Genomic DNA, 19,495 nt, shown 5'->3' on the forward strand with positions numbered 1-19,495 from the left:
TAGCCAAGCCGAGGTCCAATGAGGGACATCTATGACGACTAGTCCGGACGTGCTCGACAGTTCGCCGGAGGCCGCCCCCGCCGCGGGAGCCGAGGCCGGCGCCTCCCCCGCCCCGGCTCCCTCCGCGACGTTGGGCGGTGAGCAGCGCCGCTCGATGGAGCAGATCGCGCTGCTCGCCTTCATCACCGTCCCGTTCATCGCGCTGGTGGCCGCCGTGCCGCTGGCCTGGGGATGGGGGGTGAGCTGGCTGGATCTGGGGCTGCTGGTCGCGATGTACTTCATCGGCTGCCACGGCATCACGATCGGTTTCCACCGGTACTTCACCCACGGCTCGTTCAAGGCCAAGCGGCCGCTGCGCATCGCGCTGGCCATCATGGGCTCCCTGGCCGTCGAGGGCCCGCTGGTGCGCTGGGTCGCCGACCACCGCAAGCACCACAAGTTCTCCGACGCCGAGGGCGACCCGCACTCCCCCTGGCGCTACGGGGAGACGATCCCCGCGCTGATGAAGGGCCTGTGGTGGGCCCACATGGCGTGGATGTTCGACGAGGAGCAGACGCCGCAGCACAAGTACGCGCCCGACCTGATCAAGGACCCGGCGCTGCGCCGCATCTCCCGCCAGTTCGTGCTGTGGACAGCGGTCTCGCTGCTCGTCCCGCCGCTGGTGGGCGGCCTGGCCACCTGGTCGTGGCAGGGCGCGCTGACGGCCTTCTTCTGGGGCTCGCTGGTGCGCGTGGCGCTGCTCCACCACGTCACCTGGTCGATCAACTCCATCTGCCACGCGGTGGGCAAGCGCCCCTTCAAGTCGCGGGACCGCTCGGGCAACGTGTGGTGGCTCGCGGTCCTCTCCTGCGGCGAGTCCTGGCACAACCTGCACCACGCCGACCCCACCTGCGCGCGGCACGGCGTCGAGCGCGGCCAGATCGACTCCAGCGCCCGTCTCATCCGCTGGTTCGAGAAGGCGGGCTGGGCCTACGACGTGCGCTGGCCCAAGCGCGAGCGGCTGGAGACCAAGCGGAACGAGGACGGATCGCCCCGCCGCAGGACCGGCGCGGGCGGCGCAGGCGAGGCGGCCTCCGCCGACTCCCGGGGTGCGGCCTCCGCCGACTCCCGGCGTGAGGAGCGGGTGGCCGGGGCGGCATGATGCTGTGCTGACCCAGGGGCGACGCCCCTGGGTCCCCGGGCGGCCAGCCCCGGGACCCCACACAGCCACACGACAGGGAAGGCCCCACCCCGTGCCGACCGACGAGACGCCGCAGCCGTTCGGCGACACGCCGCAGCCGTACACCGGTGCGCCACCGGCACCTGACGGTGCGAGGCCGAGGGCGCACCCCGGTGCGCCGTCCGGGCCGAGCATCCCCGACGGCACGAAGGGGGGCAAGCTGGATAGAGGGGATAAGGGGGGCAAGGCGGCCAGGAGTGCCAAGCCCCCCAAGCGCGCCCGCCGCCGGATGACGGGCAAGGAGCGCCGCGAACAGCTCCTGGACATCGGCCGCACCCTCTTCGCCGAGCGCGGCTTCGAGGGCACCTCGGTCGAGGAGATCGCCCACAAGGCCGGGGTGTCCAAGCCCGTCGTCTACGAGCACTTCGGCGGCAAGGAAGGCCTCTACGCCGTCGTCGTGGACCGCGAGATGCGGCGGCTGCTGGACATGGTGACCGGAGCGCTCACCGGCGGGCACCCCCGCGAGCTGCTCGAACAGGCCGCCTTCGCGCTGCTCGACTACATCGACCACTACACCGACGGGTTCCGCATCCTGGTGCGCGACTCCCCGCTGCCGCAGTCCACCGGCACCTTCGCCTCCCTCATCTCCGACATCGCCACCCAGGTCGAGGACATCCTCGGCCGCGAGTTCAAGTCCCGCGGCTTCGACGCGAAACTCTCCCCGCTGTACGCGCAGGCCCTCGTCGGCATGGTCGCCCTCACGGGACAGTGGTGGCTCAACGTCCGCAAGCCGAAGAAGTCCGAGGTCGCCGCCCACCTGGTCAACCTTGCCTGGCACGGGCTTGACGGCCTGGAGCAGAAACCGCGCCTGATAGGGCACCGCAGGTCGTAGCCGGCCGCCCGCGCCCCTCCGTGACGGCACCTGGCCGACCGCGTGACGCCGTTCGCCACGGCTCCTGGACGTCGCCTTCGACGGTGGCGCGCGGCGGAGGCCGTCGTGGGCGCCGCGGGCACCTCCGAGGTCCGGAAAAATCGGCCGCGACCGGGGGAAACCTGTGCGAGGATCCCCCGCGTGGCGCGTGCGTTGCCGGCGTGCGCGGCGTGCGCGGTGTTGGCGGTCGTCGACCGCCCGGATGCGTGGAGGTCGGGTCATGTTCGCGATACCCCTGGGGGACGACGGCGCCGAACTGCGCCCGCTTGAACCCTGGCAGGCCGAGGAGTTCCTCGCCCACATGGAGCGGGGCAGGGAGTTCATCGGCAGGCACATCGGCTTTCCCGACCAGGCCACCGACCTGGAGTCGAGCCGCGCCTGCCTGCGGTCGTACGCGGACAAGGCCGCAGCCGACAGCGGGCGGATCTTCGGCATCTGGACGGAGGTCCCCGAGGGGACGCGCGGCAGCGGCGGCAAGCTGGTCGGCGGGGTGCTCTTCCGCACGATGAACGCCGCGCAGGGGGTCGCCGAGGCGGGCTGCTGGCTGGAGCCCGCCGCCGTGGGCAAGGGGCTGATCACCAGGGCGTGCCGGGTCGTCGTCGACTGGGTGATCGAGGAGCGGGGCTTTCACCGGGTGGAGTGGCTCGTCTCCGCGGCGAACGAGCCCAGCATCGCGGTGGCCCGCCGCCTGGGCATGACGAGGGACGGCGTGCTGCGCGAGAGCCATCTGTACCGGGGGAAGCGGACCGACATGGAGATCTGGTCGGTGCTGGCCCCGGAGTGGCGCGCGGCCAAGCGGGCGGCGGCCCGGCCCACCGGCTGACCCCGCCGGGCGCCCCGACGGCCGGTCACACCGCCCCGACGACCGGTCACACCGCCCGATACCGGCCGGCGCCCGGCACCGCCTCAGCGCGGGCCGAAACCCGAGCGCGGGGGCTGGATACCTTCCGTGAACTCCAGGCGGTTGCCGAAAGGGTCCGTCGTGTGGAAGCGGCGGGTGTGCGGGACCCGGTCGTCCCACGCCACCACGGCGCCCGCCGCGCTCAGGCGGGCCGCCAGCGCCTCCGACGCACCGGGGGCGACCCGAAGCGCCGGGTGTGCCTTGCGGGCCGGACGGAAGCCGTCCTCCACGCCCAGATGCAGCTCGGCGGCCCCCGCCGTGAACCAGCAGCCGCCCCGGGCGGCCAGAGCGGCCGGTTTGGGGCGTTCCGTCATGCCGAGGACTCCCGCGTGGAAGGCGCGCGCCGCTCGTTCGCAGCCGGGCGGGGCCGCGAGCTGCACGTGGTCCAGACCGACCACTTCCGCGCCGCCCGGCGAAGCGGCGGCACCGCTCACCGTTTGACCGCCACCACGAAGATCCGGCGGAACGGCACCGCGGTGGTGCCGTCGGCGCCGGGCGGGTACGCCGCGCGGAGGGCCGCGCCGTACGCGGTGAGGAAGGCGTCGCGGGCGTCCTGGTCGTCACCGAGGCGGGCGAGGGCGGGGCGGAGGGTGGTGCCCTTGGTCCAGTCGAGGACGGGGTCGGGTCCTGTGAGCCTGTGGAGGTAGGTGGTCTCCCAGGTGTCGATGTCGCAGCCGAGGGGTGCGAGGACGTCCGCGTAGCCCGCCGGGTCGAGGGCCTCGGGGCGCGCCACGTCGGCGAGGCGGTCACGCCAGCGGGGCGAGGCGCACAGTTCGGCGAGGAGCGTGTGGCTGGGGGCGCGGAAGTTGCCGGGCAGCTGGCAGGCGAGGACGCCGCCGGACGGGAGGGCGGCGATCCAGTCGGGGAACGCGTGCTGGTGCCCCGGCACCCACTGGAGGGCCGCGTTGGAGAAGAGCAGGCCGAAGTGTTCGTCGGGGGCGGGGCGCCAGTCGGCGAGGTCGGCGTGGGTGAAGTCGAGGCGCCCTGGGCGGGTGTGGGCCGCGGCCTCCTTGAGCATGTCCTGGGAGCTGTCGTATCCGGTGATGTGCGCCTCGGGCCAGCGTGCGGCGAGGACTTCGCTGGGCCCGCCGGGGCCGCAGCCGAGGTCGGCGATGCGGGGGGCGGGATGCCCCGGCAGGTCGTCGGGCACGCGGGCGAGGAGGTCGCGGAGGGGGCGTAGACGGTATCCGGCATGACGGAGATACTGCTTCGGGTCCCACATGGCAGCAGCCTGCACCGGACTTCTCTTGACGTCAAGAGACTTCACGTCGACAGAACCTTTACACTGATCCCATGGAGGACGAGGTCGACCGTTTGGTGGCAGCATGGCGCCGGGAGCGCCCTGACCTCGACGTCGAGCCGCTGGAGGTACTCAGCCGGGTCAGCAGGCTCGCCCGGCACCTGGACCGTGCCCGCCGGATCGCGTTCGCCGAGCACAACCTGGAGCCCTGGGAGTTCGACGTGCTGACCGCGCTGCGCCGCGCGGGCACCCCCTACCAGCTCTCGCCGGGCCAGTTGCTGACGCAGACGCTCGTCACCTCCGGGACGATGACCAACCGCATCGACCGCCTCGCCAAGAAGGGCCTGGTCGAACGGCTGCCCGATCCCAGCGACCGGCGCGGTGTGCTGGTCCGGCTGACCACCGAGGGCCAGGACCGCGCCGACAGCGCCCTGGCCGGGCTGCTCGACCAGGAGCGCGCCCTCCTCGCCGAACTCTCCACCCCGCAACGCGACGAACTGGCCTCCCTGCTGCGCCGGCTGACAGCTCCGTTCGACAACATCCCCATCTGACGGCCCTCCCGCCACCCGCACGGGCGCCACCCGCGCCGTGCCCTACCGGACCGGGCGCCGTGCCCCTACGATCACGCGCATGGCCATGGGCGCGCGGTTCGCATCACGTACGGTCCTCATCTCCGGTGGAGGCTCCGGGATCGGGGCCGCGACGGCGCACCGGCTGGCGGACGAGGGGGCGGCCGTCGTCCTCCTCGACAGGGAGGAGCCCGGGGCGCATCGCACGGCCCGCGAGATCACGGCGTCGGGCGGACGTGCCGCCTTCGTCCTGGGGGACGTCACGGACGAACCCGCGTGGGCGCGCGCGGTGGCGACCGCGCACGAGGGGTTCGGGCCGGTGGACGGGCTGGTGTGCAACGCGGCGATGGCACGGCACGGCGCCGCCGACGAGATCTCCGTCGCCGACTGGGAGAGCCAGCTCCAGACCAACCTGACGGGCGCGTTCCTGGGAGTGCGCGCCTGCGTGGCCGACCTGCAACGGCAAAACGGCGCGGTCGTGCTGACATCCTCCGTGCACGCCCTGGTCGGGCTGCACGGGCGGCCCGCGTACGCCGCGAGCAAGGCGGGTCTGACCGGGCTCGGCCGCCAGCTGGCGGTGGACTTCGGGCCGCAGGTGCGGGTCAACTGCGTGCTGCCGGGCCCTGTCATGACACCGGCCTGGGACGGGGTCGAGGAGGAGGACCGGCGGCAGGCGGCGCACGAGACGGTCGTCGGCCGCCACGGCCGCCCCGACGAGGTCGCCGCCGCCATCGCTTTCCTGCTGTCCGAGGACGCGTCGTTCGTGACAGGCGCCGGCCTGGTCGTGGACGGCGGCTGGAGCGTCTTCAAACACTCGGTCTAACCCCCCGAAACGACCAGACCGCGGGGCCGCGGGCCGCGAGGCCGCGGGACCGCCAGGCCGCGTGGCCGCGAGGCCGCGAGGCCGCGAGGCCGCCAGACCGTCACGCCGCCAGGCAGCCAGGCCGCGAAGCCACGTGGCCGCAAGGCCGCAAGGCCACGAAGCCGCAAGCCCGCCAAGCCGCCAAGCCGCTAGGTCGCCAGGCCGCGTGGCCACGAGGCCGTCAGGCCGTCAGGCCGTCAGGCCGTCAGGCCGTCAGGCCGCCAGGCCGTCAGGCCGCCAGGCCGCCAGGCCGCCAGGCCGCCAGGCCGCCAGGCCGCGAAGCCGCGAAGCCGTCAGGCCGCCAGGCCGTCAGGCCGCCAGGCCGCGAAGCCGCGAAGCCGTCAGGCCGCCAGGCCGTCAGGCCGCCAGGCCGCCAGGCCGCGAAGCCGCGAAGCCGTCAGGCCGCCAGGCCGTCAGGCCGCGAAGCCGTCAGGCCGCCAGGCCGCGAAGCCGCGAAGCCGTCAGGCCGCCAGGCCGTCAGGCCGCCAGGCCGCCAGGCCGCGAAGCCGCGAAGCCGTCAGGCCGCCAGGCCGTCAGGCCGCGAAGCCGTCAGGCCGCCAGGCCACGAAGCCGCGTGGCCGCAAGGCCGCCAAGGCCGCCTAGGCCGCCTAGGCCGCGAAACCGTGAGCCGCCAAGCCGCCAACCCGCTAGGTCGCCAGGCCGCGAAGCTGCGAAGCTGCGAAGCCGTGAGCCCGCAAGATCTCATGGCCACGGAACGCAAGGCCACGAAGCCGCAAGGCCGCCAAGCCGCCAGGCCACCAAGCCGCGAGCCCGCAAGGCCCCGTGGCCGCCGGGTCGTCACGCCGCCAGGCCGCCAAGGCCGCGAAACCGTGAGCCGCCAAGCCGCGAGGCCGCGTGGCCGTGAGCCCGCGTGGCCGCCAGGCCACGAAGTCGCGTGGCCACGGAGCTGCGTGGCCGCCAGGCCGCCAGGCCGCAAAGCCGCCAGGCCACGAAGCCACGAGGTCGCAAAGCCGCGAGCCCGCTCCGTCTGACCATGTGGCGCCGGGCCGCCGGTCCGCCCGGGCTGGGCTGGGCCGGCGGTCCGCCCGGGCTGGGCTGGGCTGGGCCGGCGGTCCGCCGCGGGCGGACCGGCGGCTCGCTCAAGCGAGCCGGCGGCTCGCTCAGGCGGCGATGTCCGCGTAGGCGATGGCCCGCGTGACGCGTGCCCGCACCAGGTACTCGCCGGGGACCGCGTTGCGCTCGCCGAACGCGGTGGCCTGCTCGCGCCCCATGTAGCGGCCGCCGATCCTGGTGGCCCAGTCGCGCAGGACGTCGAGGTCCTCGACGAACTCCTCGGCGACGCATTCGAGCATCACGAAGCTGAACGGGGGCTCCTGGTCGTCGACGCACAGGGCGAAGCGGGGGTCGCGGTGCAGGGAGGCGGACTTGAGGGAGTCGCTGCCGGTGGTGAACAGCAGGCGTCCCTCGTCGTCCAGCAGGAACCACACGGGCGTCACGTGGGGGCGGCCGTCCTTGCGGACGGTGGCCAGCTTGCCCGTGCGGGTCCCGGTGAGGACGAAGTCGCGCCACTGGGCCTCGGTCATCTGCTGCATCGTCGCTGCTCCCACGCTCGTCCCGGTAGAGGCGGCACAGCATAGACACCGGGTGCGGCGCCTGGTGGGATCTCAGCGCGCCGCCGCGGGCTCCAGCTCGGCCGGGCCCACGCCGGCGCGCCGGGCGAGGGCGACCGCGGCCAGGGTGGAGTGGACACCCAGCTTGCCCAGGACGTTCTGCATGTGGGTGCGCACCGTGTGCGGCGAGAGGTAGAGCCGCTCGGCGACGGCCTTGCGGCCCAGTCCTGCGACCATGCAGCGCAGCACCTCCCGCTCGCGCGGGGTGAGGGATTCGACGAGGCGTTCGCTCTCGGTGCGGTGCTTGCGGGTGGCGGTCAGTTCTCTGAGCACGCCGGTGAGGAGGGCGGGCGGCAGGTGCGTCTCGTCCTTGAGGACCCCCCGGATGACCTGGAGCAGCCGGGAGAGGGAGCAGTCCTTGGCGACCCAGCCGCCTGCCCCTGCCTGGAGTGCCGCAGCGGCGTGCCGGGGGTCGTCGCGCTCGGCGAGGACGACGGTGCGCACGGCCGGGTACTCGGTGCGTACGCGTGCCACCAGCGGTAAGCCGCCGGAAGGCGCGGAGACGGCGGTGGTGGAAGAGGCCGAGGAGGTAGCGGTGGCCGTCACGTCGGCGGGCTGCTCCTCCAGCGGCCCGGCGCCCAGGTGCCGGGCCGGGAGGGAGGCGGAGGCCGGGAGCGTCGCCGTGGCGGCGGCTGCCGGGACGGCGGCCGGGAGCGGGCCCGGCGCCTGGGCGGCGGACCGCTCGCCGTTCGTGCGGACGGACAGTGACGGCGGGGACGGCGGGGACGGCGGGGACGGCGGGGGCGAGGTGCCGTTCATGGGTGTGCCCAGGTCGGCGTCGACCAGCAGTACGTCGAACCTGCGGCCCTCCGCCGCGCCCCGCTCCAGATGGCGCAGCGCTGCCGTTCCGCTGCCCGCCGCGCCCACTTCGACGTCCTGTTCGGCCGCGAGCGCGGCGGCCAAGGACTCGGCGAAGATCCGGTGGTCGTCGACGACCAGCACGCGAATACGTTGCATGGCACCCCCTGGCAGTGCGGGCACGGCGCCCATGTGCGGGAAGCGCGCAGCGACACGGCCGCCGCCGTGTTCGTCTGTCTACCCCGCCCCTGGGCGTCGTACCCGGCTGTCTCGCCCCCTGATCAGCGCCGGCCCCCACCGGCGCTGTGCATACGACTCAGGGTACGGCTGGGCTCTGGCATGGGAAGGCAAATCACAAAACTTGTGGGCACCTTGTGAGCCGAGGGACCGCTCACCGCAGCACACCGGGAGCGCGCACAGCGCTCGCCGGGGCGCTCACGGGGGCGCTCACAACCGCCGCGCCCCCGCACTCGGTACGGCCTCGAACAGGTGCGGCACCAGGTGGCCCGCCGACGCGAACGCGGAGGTGACGGCCGCCCCGACCTTTTCGGTGTCCGCCTCCTCCACCAGCACGAGCGCCGAGCCGCCGAAGCCGCCGCCGGTCATCCGGGCGCCGAGCGCGCCGGCGGCCAGCGCCGTGTCCACGACCAGGTCCAGCTCCTGGCAGGAGACCCGGAAGTCGTCCCTGAGCGAGGCGTGTCCGGCGCTGAGCACGGGCCCGACCTCGCGGGTGCGGCCGGCGTCGAGCAGCGCGATGGTCTCCTCGACCCGCCGGTTCTCGGTGACGACGTGGCGCACGCAGCCGCGCACCTCGGGATCGTCGAGGCGCTCGTCCAGGCGGGCCAGTGCCGCATCCAGTTCCTCGTGGGAGACGTCGCGCAGCGCGGGCACGCCGAGCGCCGCTGCCCCCGCCTCGCAGGCCCGGCGGCGTCCGGCGTAGGCGCCGTCGGCCAGGGTGTGCTTGACGCGGGTGTCGACGACGAGCATCCGCAGCCCCTCGGCCGCCAGGTCGAAGGGGACCTGCCGCTGCGCCAGGTCGCGGGTGTCCAGGTGCAGCACGTGCCCGGCGGTGCAGCACGCGGAGGCCATCTGGTCCATGATGCCGCAGGGCATGCCGACGAAGTCGTTCTCGGCCTGCTGGCACAGGCGGGCCAGCGATTCGCGCGAGAGGTCCAGGTCGTACAGCTCGGACAGTGCCGCTCCGGTGGCGACCTCCAGCGCGGCCGACGAGGACAGCCCGGCGCCTGTGGGCACGGTGCTGGCCAGGTGGATGTCCGCGCCGCCGACGGGCGCAGAGGCCTCGCGCAGCGCCCAGGCGACGCCCGAGGGGTACGCGGCCCAGCCGCCGTCCCGGCCTGGAGTGAGCGCGTCGAGCGGCACCTGGTAGGCGGCGCCGGGGACGTCGCCCGAGTGCAGCCGCACGATGCCGTCGTCGCGGCGGGCCGCGGCCAGGTGCACGGTGTGCGGCAGTGCCAGCGGCATCACGAAGCCGTCGTTGTAGTCGGTGTGTTCACCGATCAGGTTGACCCGCCCGGGGGCCGCCCACACGCCGTCCGGCGTGCGCCCGTAGACGGCCTCGAAGCCTTCCCGCACGTCTTCCCTGGTGCCTTCGTTGTCGCCTGCCGCGGCGTCCTGGCGCGTTTCCTGGCTCACGTGCGGGCTCATCCCCTGGCCTCCGCCGTGGCGTGCTGGGCGAACCGCCAGGCGTCCTGCACGATCTCGGCCAGCCCGCTGCGCTCGGGCTGCCAGCCCAGTGCGGTGCGGGCGCGCTCGGCGGAGGCGACGAGCACGGCCGGGTCACCGTCCCGGCGCGGCGCGACCGTCTCGGGTACGTCGTGCCCGGTGACCTTGCGGACCGTCTCGACGACCTCGCGGACGGAGAAGCCGTTGCCGTTGCCCAGGTTGCAGATCAGGTGTTCGCCCTCGGCGGCCTGCTCCAGCGCCAGCAGATGGGCCCTGGCCAGGTCGGCGACGTGGATGTAGTCGCGCACGCAGGTGCCGTCCGGGGTGGGGTAGTCGTCGCCGTAGACGGAGATCGACGCACGCCTGCCCTGGGCGACCTGGAGCACCAGCGGGATCAGGTGGGACTCGGGGTCGTGGCGCTCGCCGTAGGCGGTGCCGTCGGAGGCGAAGTAGGCGCCGGCGACGTTGAAGTAGCGCAGGGAGGCGGCCGCCAGCCCGTGCGCCCGGCACTCGCCGCTGATCATGTGGTCGACGGCGAGCTTGGAGGCGCCGTAGGGGCTGGTGGGCGCGGCCGGGTCGGTCTCGGTGATGGGGGTGCGTTCGGGTTCGCCGTAGACGGCGGCGGTGGAGGAGAAGACGAGTGTGCGCACGCCGGCGTCGCGCATGGCGGCCAGCAGGTCGAGGGTGCCGCCGACGTTGTTGCGCCAGTACTTCTCCGGGTGCTCGACGGACTCGCCCACCTTGGAGTGCGCCGCGAAGTGCAGCACGCCGTCGTAGGAGGGGTCGAGCACGCGGGCGGCGTCCTGGATGCGGCCGCTGACGAACGTGGCCCCCTCCGGCACCCCCTGCGGGAAGCCGGTGTCCAGGTCGTCGAGCACGGTGACGGTGTGTCCCGCCTCCAGCAGGTGTGCCGCCACCACACCGCCGACGTAGCCGGCTCCGCCGGTCACCAAGTACTTCATCGAGAAGCCACCTCCCGCAGTCGTTTCGCCGCTGCTTCCGGCGGCACGTCGTTGATGAACACGTTCATGCCGGACTCGGAACCCGCGAGGAACTTCAGTTTGCCGGGAGCCCGTCGGATGGTGAAAAGCTCCAGATGGAGGGCGAACTCCTCGCGCGCCGCGCGCCGCGGCCCGCCACCGCCCGAGTCGGCACCGCCGCCGTCCGAGTCGGCACCGGCGACGTCCGAGTCGGCACCGGCGACGTCCGAGTCGGCACCGGCGCCGTCCGCGGGACCGGCGCCGTCCGCGGGACCGGCCGTGCCGCCGCCACCGCCGTCGAAGGGCGCCTGGTGCCAGGCGGCGATGTAGGGGGTGCGCGGTTCGTCCTCGCCGAAGAGGCGGTCGAAGCGGCGCAGCAACTCCAGGTAGATGCCGGGGAACTCCGCGCGCGCCGCCTCGGGCAGTGCGAGCAGGTCGGGCACCCGCGCCTTGGGGTAGAGGTGCACCTCGTAGGGCCAGTGCGCCGCGTAGGGCACGAACGCGGCCCAGTGCTCGCCGTCGATGACGACGCGCTCCCCCGAGGCGAGCTCGGCGGCGAGCAGGTCGTCGAAGAGGTTGTCGCCCGGGTGCCGCGCGCCGTACGCGGCCACGGAGTGCAGCATGCGCGCGGTGCGCGGGGTGGTGAAGGGGTAGGCGTAGATCTGTCCGTGCGGGTGGGAGAGGGTCACCCCGATCTCCTCGCCGCGGTTCTCGAAGCAGTAGACCTGCTCGACGCCGGGCGTGCGGGACAGTGCGGCGGTGCGGTCGGTCCACACGTCGAGGACGAGCCTGGCCTGCTCCTCGTCGAGGTCGGCGAAGGAGGCGTTGTGGTCGGAGGTGAAGCTGACGACCTCGCAGCGCCCGGCGCCCGGCGCGTGGCGGAAGAGGGCGGCGGGGTCCTCGTGCCGCACGGCACCCGGCGCGCCGTGGAAGGAGGGGAAGCGGTTCTCGAAGACGGCGACGTCGTACGTCGGCTCGGGGATCTCGCTCATCCGTCCCTCGCGGGAGGGGCACAGCGGGCACTCGTCGGCCGGCGGGTGGTAGGTGCGCGCGTTGCGGTGTGCCGTGACGCCGACCCACTCGTCCAGCAGCGGGTCGTGCCGGATCTCGGAGTGCGCCTCGACGGGCGGCATGGGGCGCTGGTCGGCCGCGGTGCGGGCGGTGTCGTCGTGCAGGTCGTAATAAACGATCTCGCGGCCGTCGGCAAGGCGGCCTGAGGTCTTCTTCACCGGGTGGCTCCTCGTTCTGTGACCTCAAACATAATCGCACACAAGGAACCACGAGCCAACAGAATGTTCAACGCCGACCCCGTCGCGCAGCACACCCTCCCTCACGGAGCACCCTCCCGTACCGCGCAGGGACCAACCAGGACACAAAGGGACTTTTCCCTGTTGTTGGACCCTAACAATCATCACAATCAAACAAACCTCTGCAACACGTCCCTTCAAAAGTCGAAGCATTGTCGGTACGTTCGCGATCGTTCCGATCGCGCGATGAAGCGAGTGACTGATGTTGCACCTGGCCGAAGGGCTACGGCTCCCCACCAACGGACTCGATTACACACTTCTTGGCATCTACTTCGTCGTCGTGCTCGGGATCGGCTTCGCCGCCCGGCGCAGCGTGAAGACGAGCCTCGACTTCTTCCTCTCCGGCCGGTCGCTCCCCGCGTGGATCACCGGCCTGGCCTTCGTTGCCGCCAACCTCGGCGCCACCGAGATCCTCGGCATGGCCGCCAACGGCGCCCAGTACGGCGTCTACACCGTGCACTGGTACTGGGTGGGCGCCATCCCCGCCATGGTCTTCCTCGGCCTGGTGATGATGCCCTTCTACTACGGCTCGAAGGTGCGCTCCGTCCCGGAGTTCTTGCTGCACAGGTTCGGGCCCTCGTCCCACCTGCTCAGCTCCATCATCTTCGCCGTCTCCTCGGTTCTGATCGCCGGCGTGAACCTCTACGCGCTGGCGCTCGTGCTCAAGGCGCTGCTGGGCTGGGAACTGTGGGTCTCCATCGTGATCGCGGGCTTCTTCGTCCTCGCGTACATCACGCTCGGCGGACTCTCCTCGGCCATCTACACCGAGGTCCTGCAGTTCTTCGTCATCCTCGCCGCGCTGATCCCGCTCACCGTCGTGGGCCTCAAGCGGGTCGGCGGCTGGGGCGGCATCAGCGACACCCTCTCGGGCGAGAAGGGCAACGCCTTCATGACCGCCTGGGACGGCACGGGCATCGGCTCGGGCAACCCGCTGGGCGCCAACTGGCTGACCATCGTGCTCGGCCTCGGCTTCGTGATGAGCTTCGGCTACTGGACGACGAACTTCGCCGAGGTGCAGCGCGCCCTGTCGGCCAAGAACCTCTCCGCGGCCAAGCGCACCCCGCTGATCGCCGCGTTCCCCAAGATCTTCATCCCGGCCGTCGTCGTCATCCCCGGCCTGATCGCGCTCGTCATGGAGCCCACCCTCGGCAAGACCAAGGACGGCCTCCAGTACAACGACGCCATCCCCGTGCTGATGCGCGACCTGCTGCCCAACGGCGTGCTCGGCATCGCGGTGACCGGTCTGCTGGCGGCGTTCATGGCCGGCATGGCGGCGAACATCTCGTCGTTCAACACCGTCTTCACCAACGACATCTACGCGGCCTACCTGAAGAAGGACAGGCCCGACGAGCACTACGTGCAGACAGCCCGCTGGGTGACGGTCGTCGGTGTGCTGATCGGCATGGGGACGGCGTTCATCGCCTCCTCGTTCAGCAACATCATGAACTACCTGCAGACGCTGTTCTCCTTCTTCAACGTGCCGCTCTTCGTCGTCTTCATCATCGGCATGTTCTGGAAGAAGACCACGCCCGCCGCCGGGTTCTGGGGTCTGCTGAGCGGCACCGTCGCCGCGATGGTGAACTACTTCTGGTTCTACAAGCAGGGCGTCATCGACATCCCCACCGACCAGGGCGCCAACTTCGTCTCCTCGATCGTCGCCTTCGTCGTCGGCTCCGTGGTGATGGTGGCCGTCACCCTGTTCACCAAGTCCAAGCCGGCCGAGGAACTCGCGGGGCTCGTCTACGGCACCAGCTCGCCCGGCGCCCCCGAGCTGCCGGAGAAGGGCGACGACGTCTGGTACCGCAAGCCCGCGCTGCTGGGCTGGGGCGCCATGATCCTCGCCGCCCTCTGCTACATCCCCTTCTCCTTCTGAGCCGCGACGCGAAGGACACTGAAGCGCAATGAGCGACATGAGCAACGAGTCCGCCGCCCAGCAGGCGGCAAGGGACGTCGAGGAGCTGGAGCAGCGCTCCCAGACCGCCGCCCGCCTCTTCGACGTGCGGCGCATCATCGGCGGCCTCTTCGTGGTCTACGGCGTGATCGTCACCCTCGCGGGCGTCTTCGCCTCCGACGAGGACCTGAAGAAGGCCCAGGACATCAACATCAACCTGTGGACCGGCATCGGCATGCTGGTCCTCGGCCTGGCCTTCCTCCTGTGGCTGCGCCTGTCACCGACCATCCCGCCGCCGGACGCGGCGAAGGAGGCCGGCGAAGGCACGGCAGGCGACGACGGCACGGCAGGTACGGAACGCGGCGAGGGCGGGGACTCCGGGAAGTAGGAGACCCCCCTTCGAGGCCGGCGCGGGCCCGCATCGCCCACCACGGGCGACGGGTCCGCGCCGCACGCGCCGGGGGTGAGTCCGCGCCGCCCGGCGCGGGCCGCGGCCCGCGCCGCACGCGTCTCAGGCGCCCGCGCTGCCGCCCGCCCGCTCCAGCAAGCCCGTACGGGCGGCGAGCGCGGCGGCCTCCAGCCGGGAGCCGACGCCCAGCTTCATCAGCACACGCTGCACATGCGTGCGCGCCGTCGACGGCGCGATCCCCATGCCGGCCGCGATCAGCCGGGTGTCCTCACCCTCGGCGACCCGCACCAGGACCTCGACCTCCCGCGGCGTGAGCATCTGCAACAGCCGCGCCCCCTCGTCGTCGGGCTCGGCGGCGGGGTTGAGGAGCTCGGCGAACGACTGCGCCAGCAACTGTGGTGCGACGGCCGCCTCACCGGCGCGGGCCTTGACCATGGCCCGCTCGACGCCCTCGATCCGCTCGTCGTGCCGCACGTAGCCCGAGGCGCCCGCGGCGAAGGCCGCGGCGATGCCGCGCGGGCTCGGCACCGGGCCCAGCACGACGAGAGCTATCTGCGGTTTCTCCCTCTTGATGCGCACGACGGGGTCGAAGACGCCCGGTTCGGCGGGCGTCGCCGTGCCCAGCAGGCACACTTCGGGCGCCCGGCTGATCACCAACTCGGCAGCGCCCGCGCTGGGCGCGGCCGCCGCGAGCACCCGGTGCCCGCGCAGCTTCAGCGCCGAGGCGAGGGCCTCCGCGAGCAGGCGATGATCGTCGACCACCATGAGCCGTACGCTCATAAAAGTTCGCTCCCCCACACACTGCTGCCACTGCCGAAGGCCCCGCGCCCCCTCCGCAGCCCCTCCTCCTGTCTCCGGGAAGCTACACGCTCACTCGCGGTTCCGCTCCCCTTACGAAGCGAAATCCCGGGGGGAGAGCTTGAACGCTCCGCCTCGGGCAGCCGGCCAGGGCACCGCGCCCCAGCGCTCCTCGAGGAGCACCCCGCGCACACGCGTCGGCCCGCCACGGAGCCACCGTGGCGGGCCGGGAATCCTCTCGCGAGGGGCGCGTCAGCCGCCGGTGGGTCCGTAGCCGACGGCCAGGCGCGGCGTCTCGTCGTCGGACGAGCGACGCTCCGAGATCAGGGTGTCCTGGAGGAAGAGCCTGTTGTTCTCGAAGATGATCGGCGCGTCGACCGAGTAGGCGTCGACCGAGAAGGCCTGCTCGCCCTGGCCGATGTCGGAGGCCGGCATCTTCAAAAGACGCGTCTGCTTGCCCTTCTTCGGCTCGATGGTGACGATCTCACCGCCGTGCCCGTAGCTGGGCGTCTTGTAGCCGAGGACGTTCGAGCCCTGCATCTTGAACGGGATGATCGTGCGGTCCTCGCCCGCGCTCGACTTCCACTTGGCCTTGCCCGTGTCGAAGTCGAAGGCCATGACCTCGTTGGTCTCGGACAGGTCGGAGGAGCCGTCGTGCTCGGTGGTCGACAGGTAGACGGTGTCGGGTCCGACCGCCATGGCGTAGCAGCCGTTGACCTCCAGCTCGCAGGGCTTGTTGTAGCGCTCGCCCAGCGAGATCTTCGCCTTGAGCTTCTTGTCCTCGCCGACGGTCAGCACGTCGCTGGTCAGCTCGTCACCGGCGCCGGCGACCAGCACCAGCGGGTCGGTGGAGGCCACCCGCACGTCCTTGACGCCCTTGGGCGGCTCGTACTTCCACTTGGCCTTGCCGGTGTCCGGGTCGAGCTTTTGGACGGAGACCTGCGGCTTGTCGTAGTCGCGGCCGCACTCGACGACGGCGACCAGCGACTTGCCGCCCTGGTAGCCCTTGTCGCGGCAGTTGCTCGGCTTGGCCTCCCACACCTTCTTCTTGTCGGAGATCTTGTAGCCGACCGAGCCGCCGATCCAGGCGGAGGCGACGGTGTCGCCGCTGATGGCGACGTTGTCGACCGACCGGGTGTCGGCGTTGGGCATCGTCTTGTCCCAGGCGATCTTCTTCGCGTCCAGGTCGACGATGACCATGCGGTTGCAGTCGGCCGCCGGGGAGATCGTCGCCTGTACGACGACGGCGACCTTGTGGTCCTTGGTCATCTCGTTGGAGGCCGCGCAGACGTTGCCCTTGAGCGAGATCTTCGTCTGCTTCTTCGTCTTCAGGTCCTGGAGGATCATCTCGTGGACCGAGGACTTGGCGAAGACCTTGTCGGTGGCCCACGCGCCGGCGACGCTGGTGACGTCGTTGACGCTGGGCGCCTTCATGTCGACGATCTGCTGGGCCTGGGTGTTCTTCGGCGGGGAGTTGGGGTTCTTCTCCGCGGCCGGGCTCGGATCGTCCTTGCCGCCCCCGCCACCGCCGCCGCCGTCGTCCTTGGTCAGGAAGAAGACGCCACCGCCGGCTATCAGCACGACGGCGACGACGGCCGCCACGATCATGAGGACCTTGGAGTTGTTCCTGGCGCCCCCGCCGCCCGGCATGCCGCCGGGGGTGTTGGCGTACGGGTAACCACCGGGCGGCTGCTGGCCGTACCCGCCGGGCATCTGCTGCTGGCCGTACCCGCCGGGCGGCGGCCCGGGCGGGGCCGGAGGCCCCGGCGGGGTGGGCGGACCCGACGGCGGGGGCACGGCGCCGAACGCCGCCTGGGTGGGCGCCGCGTGGCCCTGGCCCTGGCCCTGGCCCTGGGGATAGCCGTAGCCGGGGGGCGCCGCGGGTGTCGGCGGCTCCTTGGAGAACGAACCGGGCGCCTGCGGCGGCTGGGGAGGCTGCTGCGGCGCACCGTACGGCTGCTGGCCCGGCTGCTGGGGATAGCCGTACGGCTGCTGGCCGGGCTGCTGGGGATAGCCGTACGACGGCTGCCCCTGCGCGTCCTGTGGCGGTTCCTGCGGTGCGCCGAAGCCTCCTGATGGCGGCTGACTAGGCGGCGGAGGCGGCTGCGACATGAACTGTTCCCTCGTGACGGGCAGACCGACGCCGGACCCTCAAACCCCCGTAGGGCGGAGCGAATCGGACATGTGGCCTGCCAATGGCAGACTTCGGAGCGGAAGTTCTTTCTACCATCGGACACGATCCGGCCACGGGGTCGGTTCCGGCCCCCGTTCACCGTGACACCGACTCGCAACAACCTCGGGACCGATCCGGAACCCGCACCGCCCCCTTTGCCCGCATAAGAGCGCTGCGCGACGGTACGCCCGGAAGGGGCGCGGGGAACTGCGCGACAAGCCACGACCCACCCGCGGACCGCACGCGACGAGCAGTGGCACCCTCTCACCGGATCCACATTCCGCAGGGCAAACCCTAGGCACCCTCGGACTCCGCCAGCTCCAGCCAGCGCAGCTCCAGTTCCTCCCGCTTGTCCCTGACCTCGCGCAGCTGAGCATCCAGCTGGGCCACCCGCTCGAAGTCGGTGGCGTGCTCGGCCATCTCGGTGTGCAGGTCCGCCTCGCGCTGCTCGGCCTTCTCCAGCTGGCGCTCGATACGCTGCATCTCCTTCTGCGCGGCACGCGAGAGCGCGGCCGGCTTCCCCGCGGGCTTCGCCGCCTCCGCCGCGGAAGCCCCACCGGTGCCACCGGCGGGGGGCGCGGCCCGCGCCTCCATGCGCGCGCGGCGCTCCAGGTACTCGTCGATGCCGCGCGGCAGCATCCGCAGCGTCCCGTCACCGAGCAGCGCGTGGACGCGGTCGGTGGTGCGCTCGACGAAGTACCGGTCGTGCGAGATGACCACCAGCGAGCCAGGCCAGCCGTCCAGCAGGTCCTCCAGCTGCGTGAGCGTCTCGATGTCCAGGTCGTTGGTCGGCTCGTCCAGGAACAGGACGTTCGGCTCGTCCATCAGCAGCCGCAGGATCTGCAGCCGCCGCCGCTCACCGCCCGACAGGTCGCCCACCGGCGTCCACTGCTTCTCCTTGGCGAAGCCGAAGCGCTCGCACAGCTGCGAGGCCGTCATCTCGCGGCCCTTGCCCAGGTCCACCCGGGAGCGGACCGCCTCCACGGCCTCCAGGACGCGCAGGGCCGGGTCCAGCTCGGCCACCTCCTGGGAGAGGTAGGCCAGCTTCACCGTCCTGCCGACCTTGATCCGCCCCTCGGTCACCAACGGCGAGGGGTGCTCACCCTGGGTACGGGCGGTGTCGGCGAGGGCCCGGAGCAGGGAGGTCTTGCCCGCCCCGTTGACGCCGACCAGGCTGATCCGGTCACCGGGCCCCAGCTGCCAGGTCAGGTGCTTGAGCAGCACCTTCGGCCCGGCCTGCACCGTCACGTCCTCGATGTCGAAGACGGTCTTGCCAAGCCGCGAGCCGGCGAACCGCATCAGCTCCTGGTTGTCCCGCGGCGGTGGCTCGCCCTCGATCAGCGCGTTCGCCGCCTCGATCCGGAAGCGGGGCTTGCTGGTGCGCGCGGGGGCGCCGCGCCGCAGCCAGGCCAGCTCCTTGCGGACCAGGTTCTGCCGCTTGGTCTCCTCCTGCTGCGCGATGCGCTCCCGCTCGGCGCGCGCGAAGACGTAGTCGGAGTAGCCGCCCTCGTACTCGTGCACGGCGCCCCGCTGCACGTCCCACATGCGGGTGGCAACCTGGTCGAGGAACCACCGGTCGTGGGTGACGCACACCAGCGCGGAGCGCCGCGCCCGCAGGTGCCCTGCCAGCCAGGAGATCCCCTCGACGTCGAGGTGGTTGGTCGGCTCGTCCAGGACGATCAGGTCCTGCTCGGCGATCAGCAGCTGGGCGAGCGCGATACGGCGGCGCTCGCCGCCGGACAGCGGGCCGATCACCGTGTCGAGACCCTGCGGGAAGCCCGGCAGGTCCAGGCCGCCGAAGAGGCCGGTGAGCACGTCGCGGATCTTCGCGTCGCCCGCCCACTCGTGGTCGGCCATGTCGCCCACCACCTCGTGGCGGACCGTCGCCCGCGGGTCGAGCGAGTCGTGCTGCGTGAGCACGCCGAGGCGGAGGCCTCCCGTGTGGGTGACCCGGCCCGCGTCCGGCTCCTCCTGGCGGGCCAGCACCGTGACGAGCGTCGTCTTGCCGTCGCCGTTGCGGCCGACGACGCCGATCTTGTCGGTCTCGTTGACGCCCAGCGAGACGGCATCGAGAAGGGTGCGGGTGCCGTGCGCCTTGGTGACGGCTTCGAGGTTGACGAGATTGACAGCCATCTCACTCCTGTTGGGGACCAGCCCTCAAGG

17 protein-coding genes are annotated in these 19,495 nt (G+C 72.1%); 7 read left to right on the forward strand and 10 right to left on the reverse strand.

The annotated features are described in order from the left end of the window. Window positions 1-31 precede the first annotated feature (31 nt). From MMF93_RS13795 to MMF93_RS13805, 3 genes are all read left to right on the forward strand, one after another. Window positions 32-1,141 carry an acyl-CoA desaturase gene (locus tag MMF93_RS13795; RefSeq protein WP_242751581.1) on the forward strand — a complete coding sequence of 370 codons (1,110 nt, stop codon included), beginning with the start codon at window positions 32-34 and terminating at the stop codon, window positions 1,139-1,141. A 307-nt stretch (window positions 1,142-1,448) separates the two neighbouring features. Next, on the forward strand, window positions 1,449-2,051 hold the full coding sequence (locus tag MMF93_RS13800; RefSeq protein ID WP_242751582.1) for a TetR/AcrR family transcriptional regulator: 603 nt from the start codon (window positions 1,449-1,451) through the stop codon (window positions 2,049-2,051). A 259-nt stretch (window positions 2,052-2,310) separates the two neighbouring features. Further along, complete coding sequence (locus tag MMF93_RS13805) at window positions 2,311-2,913, forward strand: GNAT family N-acetyltransferase (protein ID WP_242751583.1); 603 nt, start codon at window positions 2,311-2,313, stop codon at window positions 2,911-2,913. 83 nt (window positions 2,914-2,996) lie between these two features. On the opposite strand, the gene MMF93_RS13810 is transcribed toward MMF93_RS13805, so the two are convergent. Further along, complete coding sequence (locus MMF93_RS13810) at window positions 2,997-3,425, reverse strand: VOC family protein (protein ID WP_242751584.1); 429 nt, start codon at window positions 3,423-3,425, stop codon at window positions 2,997-2,999. After that, window positions 3,422-4,213 (reverse strand): trans-aconitate 2-methyltransferase, encoded by a 792-nt coding sequence (locus tag MMF93_RS13815; protein ID WP_242757550.1) that lies wholly within the window; start codon window positions 4,211-4,213, stop codon window positions 3,422-3,424. The genes MMF93_RS13810 and MMF93_RS13815 overlap by 4 nt, the downstream gene beginning before the upstream one ends. Before the next feature lie 71 nt (window positions 4,214-4,284). Here MMF93_RS13815 and MMF93_RS13820 point away from each other — a divergent pair, with 71 nt between their 5' ends. Both MMF93_RS13820 and MMF93_RS13825 read left to right on the forward strand, forming a co-directional pair. Beyond that, a complete protein-coding gene (locus MMF93_RS13820; RefSeq protein ID WP_242751585.1) occupies window positions 4,285-4,782 on the forward strand; it encodes a MarR family winged helix-turn-helix transcriptional regulator in 498 nt (165 codons plus the stop codon). Between the two features lie 79 nt (window positions 4,783-4,861). Next, window positions 4,862-5,623 (forward strand): SDR family NAD(P)-dependent oxidoreductase, encoded by a 762-nt coding sequence (locus MMF93_RS13825; RefSeq protein ID WP_242751586.1) that lies wholly within the window; start codon window positions 4,862-4,864, stop codon window positions 5,621-5,623. Between the two features lie 1,160 nt (window positions 5,624-6,783). Here the strand turns inward: MMF93_RS13825 and MMF93_RS13830 are convergent. The 5 genes from MMF93_RS13830 to galT all read right to left on the reverse strand — a co-directional run bounded on the left by MMF93_RS13830 (window position 6,784) and on the right by galT (window position 11,983). Beyond that, window positions 6,784-7,215, reverse strand: a complete 432-nt coding sequence (locus tag MMF93_RS13830) for a PPOX class F420-dependent oxidoreductase (RefSeq protein WP_242751587.1) — start codon at window positions 7,213-7,215, stop codon at window positions 6,784-6,786. Between the two features lie 72 nt (window positions 7,216-7,287). Continuing rightward, window positions 7,288-8,250, reverse strand: coding sequence for a response regulator transcription factor (locus tag MMF93_RS13835; RefSeq protein WP_242751588.1), 963 nt, complete (start codon window positions 8,248-8,250; stop codon window positions 7,288-7,290). A 288-nt stretch (window positions 8,251-8,538) separates the two neighbouring features. Beyond that, window positions 8,539-9,744: a galactokinase gene (gene galK, locus MMF93_RS13840; protein WP_423835419.1), complete on the reverse strand. Its 1,206-nt coding sequence runs from the start codon at window positions 9,742-9,744 to the stop codon at window positions 8,539-8,541. Between the two features lie 8 nt (window positions 9,745-9,752). Further along, on the reverse strand, window positions 9,753-10,736 hold the full coding sequence (gene galE / locus MMF93_RS13845) for a UDP-glucose 4-epimerase GalE (RefSeq protein WP_242751589.1): 984 nt from the start codon (window positions 10,734-10,736) through the stop codon (window positions 9,753-9,755). After that, window positions 10,733-11,983, reverse strand: coding sequence for a galactose-1-phosphate uridylyltransferase (gene galT / locus MMF93_RS13850; protein WP_242751590.1), 1,251 nt, complete (start codon window positions 11,981-11,983; stop codon window positions 10,733-10,735). Before galT ends, galE begins: the two co-directional genes overlap by 4 nt. A 280-nt stretch (window positions 11,984-12,263) precedes the next feature. On the opposite strand from galT, the gene MMF93_RS13855 reads away from it, so the two are divergent. Further along, window positions 12,264-13,934, forward strand: coding sequence for a sodium:solute symporter family protein (locus MMF93_RS13855; RefSeq protein ID WP_242751591.1), 1,671 nt, complete (start codon window positions 12,264-12,266; stop codon window positions 13,932-13,934). A gap of 28 nt (window positions 13,935-13,962) precedes the next feature. Then, complete coding sequence (locus tag MMF93_RS13860) at window positions 13,963-14,340, forward strand: hypothetical protein (RefSeq protein ID WP_242751592.1); 378 nt, start codon at window positions 13,963-13,965, stop codon at window positions 14,338-14,340. Window positions 14,341-14,463: 123 nt separating this feature from the next. On the opposite strand, the gene MMF93_RS13865 is transcribed toward MMF93_RS13860, so the two are convergent. The 3 genes from MMF93_RS13865 to MMF93_RS13875 all read right to left on the reverse strand — a co-directional run bounded on the left by MMF93_RS13865 (window position 14,464) and on the right by MMF93_RS13875 (window position 19,465). After that, a complete protein-coding gene (locus MMF93_RS13865) occupies window positions 14,464-15,141 on the reverse strand; it encodes a LuxR C-terminal-related transcriptional regulator (RefSeq protein WP_242751593.1) in 678 nt (225 codons plus the stop codon). 270 nt (window positions 15,142-15,411) lie between these two features. Continuing rightward, window positions 15,412-17,271: an outer membrane protein assembly factor BamB family protein gene (locus MMF93_RS13870; RefSeq protein WP_242751594.1), complete on the reverse strand. Its 1,860-nt coding sequence runs from the start codon at window positions 17,269-17,271 to the stop codon at window positions 15,412-15,414. Between the two features lie 355 nt (window positions 17,272-17,626). After that, complete coding sequence (locus MMF93_RS13875) at window positions 17,627-19,465, reverse strand: ABC-F family ATP-binding cassette domain-containing protein (RefSeq protein WP_242751595.1); 1,839 nt, start codon at window positions 19,463-19,465, stop codon at window positions 17,627-17,629. Window positions 19,466-19,495 lie beyond the last annotated feature (30 nt).

Source organism: Streptomyces tubbatahanensis (assembly GCF_022699385.1).
Lineage (GTDB): Bacteria > Actinomycetota > Actinomycetes > Streptomycetales > Streptomycetaceae > Streptomyces > Streptomyces diacarni.

Bases quoted from the DNA above. Each gene is read 5' to 3' on its own strand.
- MMF93_RS13855 (WP_242751591.1), top strand. From the start codon at position 12,264: ATGTTGCACCTGGCCGAAGGGCTACGGCTCCCCACCAACGGACTCGAT.
- MMF93_RS13875 (WP_242751595.1), bottom strand. From the start codon at position 19,465: ATGGCTGTCAATCTCGTCAACCTCGAAGCCGTCACCAAGGCGCACGGC.
- MMF93_RS13800 (WP_242751582.1), top strand. From the start codon at position 1,449: ATGACGGGCAAGGAGCGCCGCGAACAGCTCCTGGACATCGGCCGCACC.
- galE (WP_242751589.1), bottom strand. From the start codon at position 10,736: ATGAAGTACTTGGTGACCGGCGGAGCCGGCTACGTCGGCGGTGTGGTG.
- MMF93_RS13860 (WP_242751592.1), top strand. From the start codon at position 13,963: ATGAGCGACATGAGCAACGAGTCCGCCGCCCAGCAGGCGGCAAGGGAC.
- MMF93_RS13820 (WP_242751585.1), top strand. From the start codon at position 4,285: ATGGAGGACGAGGTCGACCGTTTGGTGGCAGCATGGCGCCGGGAGCGC.
- MMF93_RS13805 (WP_242751583.1), top strand. From the start codon at position 2,311: ATGTTCGCGATACCCCTGGGGGACGACGGCGCCGAACTGCGCCCGCTT.
- MMF93_RS13870 (WP_242751594.1), bottom strand. From the start codon at position 17,271: ATGTCGCAGCCGCCTCCGCCGCCTAGTCAGCCGCCATCAGGAGGCTTC.
- MMF93_RS13865 (WP_242751593.1), bottom strand. From the start codon at position 15,141: ATGAGCGTACGGCTCATGGTGGTCGACGATCATCGCCTGCTCGCGGAG.
- MMF93_RS13795 (WP_242751581.1), top strand. From the start codon at position 32: ATGACGACTAGTCCGGACGTGCTCGACAGTTCGCCGGAGGCCGCCCCC.
- MMF93_RS13825 (WP_242751586.1), top strand. From the start codon at position 4,862: ATGGCCATGGGCGCGCGGTTCGCATCACGTACGGTCCTCATCTCCGGT.
- MMF93_RS13835 (WP_242751588.1), bottom strand. From the start codon at position 8,250: ATGCAACGTATTCGCGTGCTGGTCGTCGACGACCACCGGATCTTCGCC.
- MMF93_RS13830 (WP_242751587.1), bottom strand. From the start codon at position 7,215: ATGCAGCAGATGACCGAGGCCCAGTGGCGCGACTTCGTCCTCACCGGG.
- MMF93_RS13815 (WP_242757550.1), bottom strand. From the start codon at position 4,213: ATGTGGGACCCGAAGCAGTATCTCCGTCATGCCGGATACCGTCTACGC.